The following is a 15,005-nucleotide window of genomic DNA, read 5'->3' on the forward strand; positions in this document are numbered from 1 at the left end:
CGCGGGGGGAAGGGGCATGGCGAACAACCTGACGGCGTTTCGTCGGATGAAGCGTCACCTGCGAAGCGAGGCGGAGCGTGCCGACTACCTCATTGACCTGTCCCCGCTGGTGGTAGCCCTCGGACCGTCGAACGGGCTGTCCTCCTATCGGCCTCGGTGATCTGCAAGGTCATCGAGAAGGACGTCCGCGATCACCTCCTCGACCACGGCGGTGCGCAGTTCGGCCATCACGTCGACGAGCGCCGGATCCCATGGTGCGGGGGTGAGTCGCCCTGGATCGGGCCCTGAGGGAACCCTGGTCGCAGCGGCCCGGTAGTCCTCGGTCGCCATCCGCCAGGGGCGGGCACCGGTCTTGGCGAGGACGTGGGCGGCGATCCGGACGCCCTCGCCGTCGAAGTCACCGTGGTACTGCAGGGAGGCGCCCCCTGCGGCGAGCCGGCGCAGCAGGTGGATCGCGGCAGTGTTGGGCCAGCCGGAGGTGCAGACGAGCGGCGGACACCGGGGGCCGAAGCGCCGGAGGGCGAGGGCGAGCACGCTGGGGTTCTCGGTGATGTGCACGGGTCCCGGGGGCATGGCGAGTTCGCCGGGTGACCGGAGTTGGGCGAGGGTGAGGCTGACGGGGTGACCGGCCTCGGCACAGATACGGGAGACCTCGGCGACCGGACCGTCGCCGTCGAGGCGAAGACCGACGGCGAGCACGGTCGTCGAGAGCTGGTCGTCGGCGACGCCGGCCCTGCTCCAGAGCACCCGCCGGTCCTCCGCGTTGTCGGGAACATCGGTGCCGTAGAGCACCGCCAGGGCGCGCAGGACGAGAGAGGACAAGCGTGTCCCGTCGTCGAGGGCGTGGGAGTCGCCGTCGAGGAGGCGCGCGGCGAGGAGCGGAAGTGGCTCTCCGTCGGCTGGGAGTGCGGCGACGACGGTCAGCGCACGGGCCAGCAGGCTGCGGGTCCGATCGGGTGAGCCGTCGACCAGGCCGTTGGCCCGCAGGTGGCCGGCCCACTCCATGAGGACGGGCTGGGCGGTGACCACCTCGTGGCCGGCCAACCAACGCCACAGGCCTTCGCGTTGGCCGGCCGCAAGCTCACGCTCGGCGGCCCGGTCGCGGACCGGGCCGAGGATGGCGGTCACCACCTCCCGGACGGGCAGACCGCAGGCATCCGTCACGGCGGCTTCCAGTCCGGCGAGCGCGATCGTCGGTTCGGCTCCGGGGAGCCGGTCGAGCCCGAGGAGGTCGGCCAGGGCCTCCCGGCCGGCGTCGTCGAGCGGCCCGACCCGCACACGGCTGACGGGCCGACCGGTCGACAGGCGGTCGTGCACGGCTGCCCAGACGGGCCGGAGCCCGGGTACGTCGAGGGGATGTCGGTCCGTCATGTCAGCACGTCCGTGGCGGAGTCCTCCGGAATCAGGTCGGAGCCCGTCCACGTGAAGCGGGCGCTGGTGACGGCGTCGTCGCCGTCGCCTCCGGTGATGAGCTGGTGGACGGCGATCCCCGAGAGTTCCCGGTACGTGCACCACTCGTGGTCGGAGGTGAGCACCAGGTCGAGGTCGAGCGCCACGAGGAGGGCGAAGACCTGCCCGCGGTTGACGGTGTCGACGCCGACGAAGACCTCGTCGAGGAGGATCAGCCGCGGGGACTCCGGCACCGCCTCGTAGTGGGCTGCGACGGCGGCGAAGAGCGGCAGGTGGAGCGCGATGGCCTTCTCACCGCCGGAGAGCGCACCGTGAAGCTTCTTGGTGAGCAGTTGCCAGCCCGCGCCGTTGGCACGGTCCAGCTTGACGACGAACTGGTGCCAGGCCGTGTAGTCGAGGACCTCGGCGAGTTGTTCCTCCCATGTGGCGGCGGTGTTACGCGTCTTGGCCTCCTCGATACGGCCCCGGAAGAAGGCGTGCAGGGCCTCGCGGTCGGCCTCGGTGATGCGGGCCGGATCCTTGAGCAGCAGTTCGCGGGCCGTTCGGGTGCCGACGGGCAGATCGGGGTGGATCTGCCAGACCAGGCGGACGGCCACCCTGGAGGCCGTGCGGACCCGTTCGAGGTGGCCGTTCATCCGGTCGACGAGTTCGCCGGCCTGGCGGATGCGGGAGGCGAGGTGGCGACGGGTGTCGCCGGTGAGGGTCCGGTCGAAGAGGTTCCGTTCGGCGGCGGTGATGTCGTCGTGGCTGCGGTCGCGGTCGCTGCGGAGGATGGAGAGGAGGCCGGTCGCACCGACCCGGACGCCGTCGATGGCGGCCGTGAGGACGTGGACGTCCTCCTCGGCTTCGAGTTCGAGGTCGGCGCGGATGCTGAGGCTCTGGCGAGCCCGGTGAACGGCTTCGGACAGGCGGTTGAGCGCGTCGCCGAGGTTCCTGGTGCCGTGCGGCAGGTTCGGCCACGTGGCGGCGGTCTCGCGAGCCGCTTCGAGGGTGGCACGGGTGCCGTCCTCGGAGGTGAGGACGAGGCCGATGCCCGCGTCCTCGGGGAATCCGAGGACGCAGAGGCGCCGGAAGCCCCGGGCAGCCTCGTTGCGGGAGGCCACGGCGTCGTCCCGCCGGGCCGCGTCCTGGGCCAGGGTGGCGCTCAGTGCGCCGATCCGGCCTTCCAGCGTGATGAGCGCCCGGGTGCCCGCATCGATCCCACGGCGGGTCCGGCCGAGCGCCTGCCGCAGGTCGCTGATCCGGTCGGCCACCTGCCGGTAGTCCTCACCGACGCTGCTCTCGACGGCCTGGAGCGTCGATCGGAGCCCTCGGGCGGCGGCCTCGGCCTCTTCGGCTTCGGACGCGCTCTCCTCTGCCGCGGCCCGGGAGGACTCGGCATGGCTCCGGGCGGTGTCCCAGGCGTGCCGGGCGGCCACCCAGGCGAGGTGGGCGTCCAACCAGACGTCGGCTTGTTCGCGTAGCGCGTCGACGGCCGCAGCGGTGGTGTCCAGAGCGGCGCGGTCGGTCGGCAGCGCGTGCTCGGCGGAGGCCATCGCGAGCCCGCGCAGCACGGCGGCGACCGCGTCCTCCTGCTGCGCGAGCCGCTCGACGGCCTCACGTACGGCGTCCTCCCGAGCGCCCACCTCGGACTCCGACCGCTCCCAGGTGCGCTTGGCCTGCTCCACCTCACGGTGGTGCGGCCGGGAGCGGAGGTCGGAGCCGAGGCGAAGCCGGCGGTCGGTGAGGGTACGCAGGCGCTCCTCGAGCCCGGTGACGGTGGCACTGGCCTCGGCCAGTTCGCCCGAGAGCTCGGCGATCCGGCGTTGCCTGGCCGCCTCGCGCGCCGCGGCGCCGATGTGGCTGGACTCCTCCTTGGTCCAGGTACCGACGGTCGTCGCGAGCCGCCAACTGCCGTCGGCCGCCACGGCTGCCGGATGGCCCGAGGGGAGGTTGGAGCCGTAGGCGATGCCGGCGAGCAGCCGCTGCACCCACCCGGCCTCCACCGGCCCGTCGGGTTCGGGAGACAGGACGTCGAGCAGCGAGGGGCCCGGTGCGGGCGTGGCCGATGCCGGGTCGGCCACGGTGTCGTGCCCGGGAACGGCGATGCCACCGTCGGGGGTCATCCAGGCGTCCAGCAGGCCCGCTGCCTCCATGGCCGCTTCGATGCCGGCCTGATCGGCGAGCGGCACCTCCGGCCGGAACGCCACGAGTCGCCACAGCGGCGCACCGGGCAGCGCCGACCGGTCCGCCGTGCGCGTGTACGGGGGCCCCGGCGGCAGGTCGGTTGCGGCCGCCGTGCGTTCCAGCTCGTCGGCGATCCGCTCCCGCCGCGCGCGGGCGCGGTCCCGGTCCGCGCGGGCGGTGGTCTCGTCGACGCTGATGTCACTCTCGGCGGTACGGGCGGCGGCTTCGACCAACGCGAGGACATCGGTCTCGACGGCGGCGCGGGAGGCGAGTTCCTCGGCGTCGTCGATGCGGAGCTCGGCGCACTCCGTCGTCGCCCACCGGCGCAGTCTGGCGGCCTGAGCCTCGACGGCGGTCTCGTACGCGCCCGCGTTCCCGTCCCGCCGGCTGGTCGCCTCGGCCAGCCGCCCGCGGGCCTTGTCGAGCTGGTCCTCCGCGGTCGTTCGGTCCGCGACGGACCGCTCGTGGCGCTCAAGGGCGGCGCGGACCTGGGTGATCTGGCCGTGGCGCGACGCGAGCGCACCGCGCAGCAGCCGACGTGCGGCGCGCCCCGGTTCCCCCGTGTCCTCGGACGGACTCGACGCGGTCCCGAGAATGCCCTGCACCTCGGTGCAGAGGGACTCCATGGCCGCCCGCCGCGCCGCTCCCCTGGTGTCCTCCTGTGCGGCACGGGTGTGCTCGGCCCGCTGCTCGGACCGCAGCCGCACTTCCTCGGCGTGGCCTGCGTCCTCGGTGGCCGTGCGGAGCTTCCTGTCCGCGGCGGCGCGGAGGCGGTCGGCGGCCTGCGAGGCGTGGTCGGCCCGGCGGCGGAGCTGGTCGAGTTCCTGGCCATGCCGGTAGACCTCCGAGTCGAGCAGCCCCTCGATGGCGCCGTCGATCTCCTGCAGCCGGTGCCCGAGTTCTGCGTTCGCCCGGATGCTCCGCTCCCGCTCCGCGAGGACGCCGGCGTGCTCCTCCTCGCTCTCCCGGGCGATGCGGGTGAGGTTGTCCATCTCCGTGGTCGCCGAAATGAGCGCGGCCGCCCCGGCGCGCAGCACGCGCTGGGCGTATCCGCGTTGCTGGGTCGCGACGGAGGTGGCCGCGGCCACCTCCTCGTCCAGGGTCTTCAGGTGCTCGCGCTGGCGGTCCAGGCGTTCGAAGCCTTCGGCCAGTTCGGTGATCTCGCCCTGGCCGAGCGGGGGCAGAGCGCGGGAGAGCAGGGAGGACAGCAGCGACGGGTCCAGGCGCTCGGAGAGCTTGGGGGTGCGGAGCTGGAGCAGCGCGGTGATCAGGGCTTCGTAGCGCTGCTCGCTCAGGCCGGGAAAGAGCGTGCTCCGGACCGTGTTGCGATAGTCGCTCGGCGATCCGTGCAGCTCACCCTGGCTTTGCAGGGCGTCGGCGAGCGCGGCGCGGGTGAGCGGCTGGCCTGCCTCGTTGACCAGGGCGAGGCCGCCGGGGCGGTCGATCCGCGCGCTCGTGGTGAAGTAGTCGGCGGTGACACCGGTGGTGTGCACGCTGGCCTGGAGCCTGGCGCCGCACGTGAACCAGGCGGGAGCGCCGTCCCCGGTGCGGACGAACTCCAGCCAGACGTAGCCGACCCGGGTCTTGCCCGATGCGCCTTCCCCCATCAGGTTCCAGTGCATGGTGCGCTCGGAGCCTCCGAAGGTGGACAGCCGGTTGGGGCGCAGACTGGCGTCGAGCAGGAACGGCAGCAGCACCTCCAGCGCCTTCGATTTGCCTGTCCCGTTCTGGCCCCTCAGGAGCAGGCGGCCCTCGTGGAAGGTGAAGGTCTCGTCGTAGTAGCGCCAGACGTTGATGATGCCGGCCCTGGAGGGCTGCCACCGCCCTCCCACAGCCGCCGTTCGGAGGGCGGAGGGCTGCGGGAGTTCCGTCACGGTCATCAGGGTTCCTCCCTGGTCATGCCTGGTCATGCCTGGTCGTCCTGCGGGCCGGCGGTCGCGGTGGCCCGGTAGCGGAAGGCCGCCGGCCGGGCGACGGTGCGATCGCCGATCTCGCGGGCCAGGCCGAAGTCGGTCAGGACTCGGACGGCATCGGCGGCCAGCCGCTCGGCTCCGTCCTCCGACTGGTAGCCCTTCGCCCAGAGGGGGAACCGCCGAAGCAGCCTGTCCGCCTCGGCGGTGAGCTGCTCCGGCGTCAGCCCGCTCGGAGCGGCCGTCAGCGGTTCCAGCAGGAGCAGGGCGGCGACCCGGGCGGTCGCGGAGTCGTCGGGGAACCGGCTGTCAGTGGCGATCCCGTCCGGGTCCACGAGCAGCAGGCCGTCGGCTCGCTCCTCCAGGACGAAGCCGCCCTGTTCGGCCGCGCGTCGGACGATCTGGCGTCCCGTCGGTGAGGTGAGGTAGGCCAGTTCGTCGGCGGTGAGCTCGTCGTGGTGGACGGCGGGGTCGTCGAAGAGCCGTCGCAGCACCGAGTGCCGCAGCCGGAGGTTGCGCTGTGCGTCGGAGGCCTCGGCGCCGCCGTACCGGGGCTCGCGCACGGTCTCCCGCAGGAGTTCCTCGAAGCGCAGCGGTACCTCCTCGGCCGGTACCGCCAGGCGGGAAGGCCCGACGGGTGCGGTGAGCAGGCGCATCAGCATGGTGGCGTCCACGCGGTAGAGCACCTTGGCCTGCACCGAGTCCGCGAAGTTCTCCGTGAGCCCGTCCACGGTGAGCAGCGCACCGTAGGACTCCAGCAGTTTGAGGACGTCGACGAAGGCCATGCGCTCGGGCTTGCTCGCCGTGTCGAAGGGCGGCAGCGCCTCGTCGGTCGCGCAGGCGTGGGCGACGCGGTCGGCGAGCATGCCGACCGTCGTCACCGGGACCGGCAGCAGCTCGGCCGCGGCGACGCACAGCAGGGTGTAGCGGCGGCGGTCGAAGGGCGCCCTGCCGGAGCGCACTCGGCGGGCGGGGCGTGAGGCGTCGGGGACGGTGCGGATCTTGAGCAGACGGGCGTACCCCAGGCGCGGCTCCACCACCAGCTGCCAGCCGCAGTGGTAGTCGAACCACTTCGTCAACGGGTCCTGCCGGCGACGGATCAGCTCGAAGGCGGTCGGGTCGCCGCGCTCGGTGATCAGCGGCCGGCCGAGGAGCAGTCTGATGCCCCGGGCGACGTCCTCCCGCTCGGCCAGCACCAGCTGGTTGGCCAGGGTGCTCATCCCGCCTCCCTCTCGACGGACGATCGCGGGCCGCCGGGCCTGCGGACCTCCACCAGGTAGTCAGGCCCCTCCAGCCTCCCGCGAGACGTCCGCAGGACGGCACGACCGCCGTCGGGAAGCAGCCGGAGCACGATCTCGACGCGGCCGTCCGCGGTGACCGCCCGGCGCGCGCCGGTGCCGTCCGGCCGTGCGGCCAGCGCCCTGCCGAGGAGGTCGAGCAGCCGCTCGAACACGGCGTGGTCCAGCATGCCGAGGGCCGAGACCCGCACCGGGCCGTCGGTGCCCAGGACGTCCCAGGCCGTTTCGAGCTCGGCACGCTCCTTCCGGGCCCGCTCCGCGCGGGCCGCCTTGATCCCGCCGACGTCGCGCACCTTGCCGGTACGGGTGAACCGCTCGGTGCGTCCGCTGGTGCGCAGCAGGGCGGACACCTCCACCGGCAGAGCCTCGGCCCAGGTGTCCGAGGACGGCACCAACTCGGGGTCCTGGTGGGAAAGATGGGCGTGGCGGGCCGAGCCGAGGCCGAAGGCGGCCGACCAGAGGCGGTGCAGGTCGTTCTCGGTGGGCGCCGCGGCGAACCAGCAGGCCAGCTTCCGGAAGTCCTGCACGGCGCTGGAGGAGCGACGCCGCGACTCGGTGATCCGGTCGAGGACCTGGAGGAGCGTCACGATCGCGCGCCGCGCCACGTCGTGCAGCTGTTCCACGCGGGGTCGTGTCCCGTCCACCGGCCGGAACCACGCCCGCAGCCCCTCCCAGCGTGCCCGGCGCCGCTCCAGCCACGCGGGCACGGGATCGCTGCCGGCGGCCGGCGGCAGCTCGGCACCGCGCAGCGCCCGCGCGTGCAGCAGGCTCACCCCGCGCTGCTCGACCCGCTCGACGGCGAAGGCCACCGCCTGCCCCCGCTGATCGAGGTTGACGAGGAACTCCTGAAGGTAGGCCACCGTTGCGGCCTTCACCTCGCGAAAGGTCGCCAGGTCCGCGCCCTCGGCGCGCAGCAGGCGCTGCAGCTCGCCGTTGAACGCCTTCGTGTTGGCCAGCAGCGCCTCCAGGTGGCCTTCCAGCTCCTGCAAGGTGGTGAAGACCCGGCGGTCCGACGACACCGGTTCCCCCAGCAGGACGTACAACTCGTCGAGCCGGTCCGTGATCGCCTCCAGGACCGCTGTCTGGAGCGCACCCGTCGAGGCGAGCACGGACAGGGCGTGCTCGACCCCGGCGAACGCGGCTTCGCCGCGACGGGTCAGGGAGTACTGGAGATTGCGGCGCTCGTACTCCTCGGCCGTGCGGTAGTTCTCCGCGTGGTTCTGGACGACGTCGAGCAGCTGCCACTCCTTGAGCCTGCGCAGCGCCTCCTGAAGGTCGTCGTCGTGGATCGCGTCGAGCCAGCCCACCGTCCGCAGGCGGGCGCGGACCTCGTCCAGCCCGAGCGAGGTCTCCAGCCGCTCGTTGGCCGCGCCGAAGGCATGCAGGATCGCGCCGTAGAGCTCGGCCTTGTCCCCCGTCGTGAACCGGAACATCTCCGGCGGCACCCTGCGCAACGGCTCCCCTCCCCATGTCGTCCCGATCCGGCCGCCCCACAGTACGCGGACGCACTGACAGCGCAGTCCCGGATCCCGATATCAGCCGGTCCTGCTGGACATCGCCGATCCCGGAGACGACCTCAACCACGCGCCGATCCTGGCCCGCGTCCGGCTCAGCCGGCACGACTACCCGAAGGCGCTCCAAGACAAGATCGACGAGAAGTGCCAGTAACCGCCCCGAGTCCACCGGTCCCCGTCCCCGACGAGGGCCGGTGCTGGCCCCCGGGGACGGCTGGCACCAAAGGACCACCCTGCGCCGCGGGTATCGCCTTGCCGCACCCTCAGACCCCCGTCCGGCGAGCCGGGACCCACTCGAGGGCCGGGGTCAGAATCAGGGTCTCCGCTTGGTCGGACGGGAGCGGCCGGGAGAACAGGAAGCCCTGGCCGAGCGGGCAGCCCATGGAGATCAGCAGCTCCTGCTGGGTCGTGTTCTCCACGCCCTCGGCGATCACCTTGACGCCCAGGGTGTCCGCCAGATGGGTGATTCCCTCCACCAGGGCGAACTGCTGCGGGGAGCGCCCGAGCTTGTCGATGAACGACTTGTCGATCTTGAGTATCGAGATCGGGAACTCGCGCAGGTAGCTCAACGAGGAGTAGCCGGTTCCGAAGTCGTCGATCGCGATGCGGATGCCCAGGTCGGTCAGGTGGCGCATCACGGTCCGGATGCGGTCGTCGTGCCGCATCAGGACGGTCTCGGTCAGTTCGAGGATCAGGCTCGACGGCTCGATGCCGGACAGCTCCAGCGTGTCGTGCACCGCGTCGAGGAACCCGTCGTCCCGGAACTGCCGCGGCGAGACGTTGACGCTCACGTACGGCGCGCCGGGCAGCGCGCCGGGACGCCGCGGCACCTGCAGCCGCCGCCAGTGGACCGCCTCGGCCGCCGCCTGACCGAGCACCCAGGCGCCGAGGGGGACGATCTGGCCGCTCTCCTCCGCCAGGGTGATGAACTGCTCGGGGAGCACCATGCCGCGCGATGAGTGCGGCCAGCGGACCAACGCCTCGAACCCGGCGATCTCCCCGGTGGTGAGTTCCACGATGGGCTGGTACAGGACCACGAACGACGATTCGACCGGCGCACTGTCGAGGCTCTCCTGGAGTTGGTGCCGCTCGGCCATACCGCTCTGGAGGACGGGCTGGTACCCGCGCCACTGGCGCTTGCCGGCCGTCTTCGCGGCGTACAGGGCCAGGTCGGCATGGGCCAGGAGTTCGACCGAGTCGATGCTGTCCTCGGTGGTGGCGATGCCCACGCTCGCGTAGACGCTCACCGGCCCGACGCTGAGGCGGAACGGTTCCGCGAACACACTGATCACGTGGTCGGCGAAGGTCTCGACGTCCCCGCGCGTCACCGAGTCCTCCACCAGCAGGGCGAACTCGTCGCCGCCGATGCGGGCCGCGGTGTCGGACGCCCGGACGGTAGAGGACAGCCGCAGCGCGACGGCGACCAGCAACTCGTCGCCCACGCTGTGCCCCTGGATGTCGTTCACGACCTTGAAGTCGTCGATGTCGACGAAGAGCACACCGACCACGGTGCCTTCGCGCTGGCTCTGGGTCAGCGCGTGGGAGACCCGGTCCTGGAACAGCACGCGGTTCGCGAGGCCGGTGAGCGAGTCGTGGAACGCCCGGTGGGTGAGCTCACGTTCGAGCGAACGCTGCTCGGTGACGTCGCGGAGGGTGAGCACCAGGCCACCGACCGTCGCCTCGGACCGCAGGTCACTGCATCTGACCTCGACCTCGATACCCGCGTCGTCGACGCGCGTCATCTGCCAGTGCTCACGCCTGCCCTGGTAGTCCCGGAGCCGCATCTGCGCAAGGGTGTGGACCACCGAGCCGGTGTCCTGTGGAGCGATCAGGTCGGTCAGCTGGATTCCCTCCAGCGAGAGATGGCCGAGGACCTGGTCGGCCGACGGGCTGGCGTACCGGATCCTGTCGTCGTCGTCGAGGATCAGGATGACGTCGGATGCGTTCTGCACCAGGGTCCGGAAGTAGGCCTCGCTCTTGCGCCGGCCGACCTCCTCGCTGAGGGCGATCCGTTCGATCGCGAGGGCGGCCTGGGCCGTCAGCGTGACCAGCGAGTCCTGCAGGACGATGAGATGCTGCTCGTCCCCGGCCACGATCAGCGCCCCTATGCTGAGCTCCGCAGGGCCGTCCCGCTCCGCCTGGTCCTCCGGGCGGTCCGGCAGGGCCAGCGGGCACACCAGGGCGCTGGGTGCCTCGCCGAGTTCCGCGGCGAGGTTCTCCTGAAGGCCGACGCGGCTCACCAGACGGGCCTCGCCGGTCCGCGTCAGGTCCTGTACGGCCCGGGCGGTCTCCGGGGACGACGCGCGGCGCTCCCCGTCGTCGGTACGGATCAGCCACAGGACGTCGGTGTCCCTGATGGCGAGCAGTGCGCTGTGGCCCTGGGAGTCCGGCAGCAGCGAGGCGACGACGGTCCGGACCGCGGCGGCCGTGTCCCGGATGTCAGCGGCGGACCCCAGCGAGGCCACGGCGACGCGCAGCACCCGCTCCCGGCCGACGGCCTGCCGATGGGTCGCCGCGACGCCCGCCAGCCGGTAGAGCACCAGCGCGAAGAGGACGGCCGAGAAGGCCCCGATGACGCCGACGTCCGTGGTGACTCCCCGTGCCGCCTGCAGCAGGAGCATGGCCGGTGCGATCAGTGAGGCGAGCGTGAGCAGGGCCAGGCGACCGCGTGCGGTGTCGGCGCGCCACCTGACGGGTTGGGTCAGCGTGACCATGGAGGGATGGATGGCGGCGGCGCCCCAGGCTCCGTAGAACACTGCCCAGCCCAGCTCCACCGCCGTACCGGTGTGCCAGGTCCCGTGCAGCTGGATGAGGGCGTACAGGACGTCGGAGGTGAGCAGGCCGACCGTACCTACGGTGAGCAGCACCAGTGACGGGCTCTTGCCGCCGCGGGGGGCGAGCAGGCGCAGCAGCATCGCCAGCACGAGGATGTCCCCGAGCGGGTAGGCGACGGAGATCGCCTTCTGGAGCCAGGTGAGACCGGCGACGTGGGTGTAGGGGACGATCAGGTAGATCCAGGACAGCAGGGCCAGGCCGGCCGTCAGCGTCAGCGCGTCGATGAAACTGGCCCGGTCACGCCCGGCCGAACGCCAGCGGACGAATCCCAACAGCCCTACCGCGTACAGCCCGTACGTCGCGAGATAGAAGGCGTCGGCGGCTGATGGGAACGGATTCTCCTCGTGTAGGAACTGGATGAGAACGATCTGGGTCGCCTCGCCCGCCGCGAAGCTGAGGTTCGCGGCGGCGAGTACCAGCCAGGGCAACCGGTGGGACGGGCGGTTGACGAGAACGCCCACCAGCATGCCGATGACACCGGTCAGCCCGATTCCGACGAAGATAAGCCGCTGGGCCGAGAACGCATAGTAGAAGGCCGTGAGCAAGGCCACCGAAACACCGAACCCGCTCATCAAGGGGATCCAGCGCCGTTGGGTATTCAAACCCCGCCACCTCCGACGCGTCGTGCGAGGAAGTTCCGAGACCCGCGTTGGGGACTCGGCACCAGGGAGTTCGGAACCGGTAGGGGCTGCTGCGGAGGGGAGCAGCGGACCATCGGGCTCCGTCTTGAGGCTCCTAGGGCCAGATTCTTCGGCACAAATCTGGTCTCAGTATACCTAGTTCGCAGAAGTTCATACGCACACGGACAGTAGCTGCCACCCCGGTGCGGACAGCCGCCGGTGAGCGCGCTGTCGTGACGCGGTGTCATGTCGGCGCGGGGCGCGGCCCGCCCTCGCGGTCGGGACGGGCCAGGAGGACGCACCGGTCCCCGCTGCCGCGACGGGCCGTGACGGGAACTGACCTGCCATCAGTGCCGGCTGCGAGGCGGGCGGAGGTCGCCGTGTCCGGACCGTGCTCGATCATCAGCCGGTTGACCGGCGGTTCGGGACAGGGGCGCCCTGGTTTGCGATCTCGGGGGGTTCGCCGTTGGCTGGAGGTATCCGGTCCGGCGCCCCTCCGAACCGGTGGCCCCCCTTCGGGCCCGCCTGTTCCGAACACCCGGCCTGTCGGCGAGGAGGGCGTATGGGCTGGCTTCGCGGCCGGTGGAGCCGCCACGACGACGCATGGTGGGCTTTCCTGATGGCCTGCACCGCGGTGATCGTGGCGTTCGTACTCATGCCCTCCTCCGTCCGCTACGTCCTGCCCGTGGTGCTGTCGGCGGCGACGAGCCCCGCGATCGTGGCGGGGGTGCGCATGCACGGACCCCCCTCGGCCGGCGCCTGGTACGTGCTGGCGGCGGGCACGGTTCCGTACGCCGCTGCGGACGCGGTCTGGGGGGCCTACCAGGTGCGCGGGGAGGAGGTGCCGTTCCCGGGGCCGGTCGACGGCCTGTACCTCGTCGCCTATCTTCTCTTCGCCACCGGTCTGTTGATGCTCACGCGGTGGCCGGCCGGCCGGGCGCACTGGGCCGGCCTGCTGGACGCGGGGATCGTCACGCTGGGATTCGCCACCCTGTCCTGGGTCTTCATTCTCGGCCCCTATACCCGTAGCCGACTCCCGCCGGCGTCACTCGCGGTGACGGTGGCCTATCCGGTGACCGATCTGGTGCTGCTGTGCCTGGCAGCCCGTCTTGTGCTGACGGCGGGTTCCCGCGGCCCGTCCTTCCTGTTGCTGGTCGGCTGGCTGGTCACGACACTCGGTGCCGACGCCCTCTACTACGGGACGGTGGCGACGACCGGGAGCGCGATCGCGGAAGGCGTCTCCGAGGTCGGCTGGATGGTCTCCTACGCCTGTCTGGGCGCAGCGGCTCTGCACCCCTCGGTGGCCCGAATGGCGCACGCGCAGGAGAGCGGAGGGCTGGCCCTCTCCCATCCCAGGCTGGCCGTCATGCTCGCGCTCTCCCTGCTGGGGCCGGCGATCGTGGTGTGCAACGTCAGGGGGATCCGTGGCGACCCCTCGCACATCGCGGTCCTGGTGGGCATGATGGCCGCTCTCGCAGTGCTGCTGGTGCTGCGCGTCAGCCTCCTGGCCCGCTACGCCCAGGCCAGGGCGGCCGAGGCGCGTGGGCGGGCTCGGGCCCTGGAGGAGTCGCTGCGCGAGCAGTCGGTGCTCCAACAACGTCTCAGCCACCAGGCGTTCCATGATCCGCTGACCGGCCTGGCCAACCGCCTGCTACTCGGGGAGGGATTGGAGCACGTGGTCCGCCGGCACCCGGCCCCGCCTTCCGCAGGGCTGCTCCTGCTGCTGGACCTCGACGGTTTCAAGTACGTCCACGACACCCTCGGCCACCCGACCGGTGACGAGTTGCTGGTCGCCGCCGCTCACCGGCTGCTGGGCGGCGTGCGCGGCGGCGATCTGGTCGCCCGGCTGGGCGGCGACGAGTTCGCCGTGCTGGTGGAGGAGCTGAACGAGGACAACGTGAGCGAGTACGTCGAGCGGATCCTCGGACAGTTCAGGGACCCGTTCGTCATCGGGGATCACCGTTCGATCAACGTGACCGCGAGTGTGGGCGCCCGGCTGATCCGGGAGCCGACCGGGGCGACGGACACGCTGCGTGACGCCGACGTCGCGCTCTACGTGGCCAAGGCGGAAGGGAAGAACCGCATGGTGCTCTTCGAGCCGCACATGCGGGACAACTCCCAGGACCACGCCGGGATGGCCGAGGCCCTGCGCAACGCGCTCAGCCGTGACGAACTCCTTGTGTACTACCAGCCGGTGGTCGATCTGGCCACGGGCGAGATCGCCGCCGTGGAGGCCCTCCTGCGCTGGGCACGACCTCACGGCGGCCTCGTCCCGCCCGACGAGTTCATCCCCGTCGCCGAGGAGACGGGCGTGATCGTGCCGATCGGCGCCTGGGTGATGCGACAGGCGTGTCTTCAGGCCCGCCGCTGGCGCGAGGCTCTCCCCTCGCATCGGGAGATCGCCGTCCTGGTCAACATCTCGGGCCGCCAGCTCCGGGACCCGGGGTTCGCCGACACGGTGGCCGGCGTCCTCCGGGAGAGCGGGCTGGATGCCGGCTCGCTGGTTCTCGAAATCAGCGAGGGCACGCTCGGCGGCGGCGGGGAGGCCGCCGCCGCCCAGCTCGCGACGGTCCGCGGCCGGGGTGTCCGCATTTCCCTCGGCGGCTTCGGTTCCGGAGCCGCCCTCACCTGTCTGCGCGACGTCCCGATCGACATCTTCAAGATCGACCCTGGCGTCGTGCTGAGCACCGACACGGCCCGGGACGACCTTCTGGTTCGGGCCATCGTCGACGTCGGCCGCGGGCTCGGCCTGGACATCGTCGCGGAAGGCGTAGACACCCTTGAGCAGGCCGATCGCCTACGCGCCCTCGGCTGCCCACAGGCCCAGGGCTTCCGCTTCGGCCGGCCCATGCCGGGTCGCGTGATGGAGTGGCACCTCCTGACGCGGGCGAATGGTCTGCCGCGGCCGAATGCCTGACTCCCGGCACGTTCACGCCCCCGACTCCGGGGCGGCTCCACCGGTCGGGCGTCGGCCGTGCGGATCGCGTCAGCCGTCATCCGGGAACCCTGACGGACCGTGGCCGCGCACCGTCCGTGACGGGTGACGAAGCGCCCGCCTCGATACCTCCGCCCCCGCCCCCTGCCCCTGCCCTCGTCGCCGGGCGGGGTAGCAGCGTCGACGAGGCAGAGGCCGTGACACGGTCGGTGCACCGGCTCCTGCGGCCTCGGCCGCTACTCCGCGTCAACCGGACCCGCGCCGACCTGATCGTACGCAGCACGGCCGCCGTCACCGGCGCCCTCCTGGTCGTGACG

Annotated in this window: 6 protein-coding genes; 1 reads left to right on the top strand and 5 read right to left on the bottom strand. The window is 71.9% G+C overall.

The genetic code is table 11. The annotated features are described in order from the left end of the window. Positions 1-144 precede the first annotated feature (144 nt). The 5 genes from ACIBH3_RS08185 to ACIBH3_RS08205 form a co-directional block, all read right to left on the bottom strand. A complete protein-coding gene (locus tag ACIBH3_RS08185; RefSeq protein WP_396311090.1) occupies positions 145-1,371 on the bottom strand; it encodes a TIGR02679 family protein in 1,227 nt (408 codons plus the stop codon). After that, entirely contained in the window at positions 1,368-5,456 is a 4,089-nt protein-coding gene (locus ACIBH3_RS08190; protein WP_396311091.1) for a TIGR02680 family protein, read from the bottom strand. The genes ACIBH3_RS08185 and ACIBH3_RS08190 overlap by 4 nt, the downstream gene beginning before the upstream one ends. A 26-nt stretch (positions 5,457-5,482) precedes the next feature. Further along, positions 5,483-6,706: a TIGR02678 family protein gene (locus ACIBH3_RS08195; protein WP_396311092.1), complete on the bottom strand. Its 1,224-nt coding sequence runs from the start codon at positions 6,704-6,706 to the stop codon at positions 5,483-5,485. Beyond that, a complete protein-coding gene (locus ACIBH3_RS08200) occupies positions 6,703-8,217 on the bottom strand; it encodes a TIGR02677 family protein (RefSeq protein WP_396311093.1) in 1,515 nt (504 codons plus the stop codon). The genes ACIBH3_RS08195 and ACIBH3_RS08200 overlap by 4 nt, the downstream gene beginning before the upstream one ends. Positions 8,218-8,561: 344 nt before the next feature. After that, positions 8,562-11,705 carry an EAL domain-containing protein gene (locus ACIBH3_RS08205; RefSeq protein WP_396311094.1) on the bottom strand — a complete coding sequence of 1,048 codons (3,144 nt, stop codon included), beginning with the start codon at positions 11,703-11,705 and terminating at the stop codon, positions 8,562-8,564. A 610-nt stretch (positions 11,706-12,315) separates the two neighbouring features. Between ACIBH3_RS08205 and ACIBH3_RS08210 the strand changes: the two genes are divergently transcribed. After that, on the top strand, positions 12,316-14,670 hold the full coding sequence (locus tag ACIBH3_RS08210) for a putative bifunctional diguanylate cyclase/phosphodiesterase (protein ID WP_396311095.1): 2,355 nt from the start codon (positions 12,316-12,318) through the stop codon (positions 14,668-14,670). Positions 14,671-15,005: the final 335 nt, after the last annotated feature.

The organism is Kitasatospora sp. NPDC050543 (assembly GCF_044457565.1).
Taxonomy (GTDB): Bacteria; Actinomycetota; Actinomycetes; order Streptomycetales; family Streptomycetaceae; genus Kitasatospora.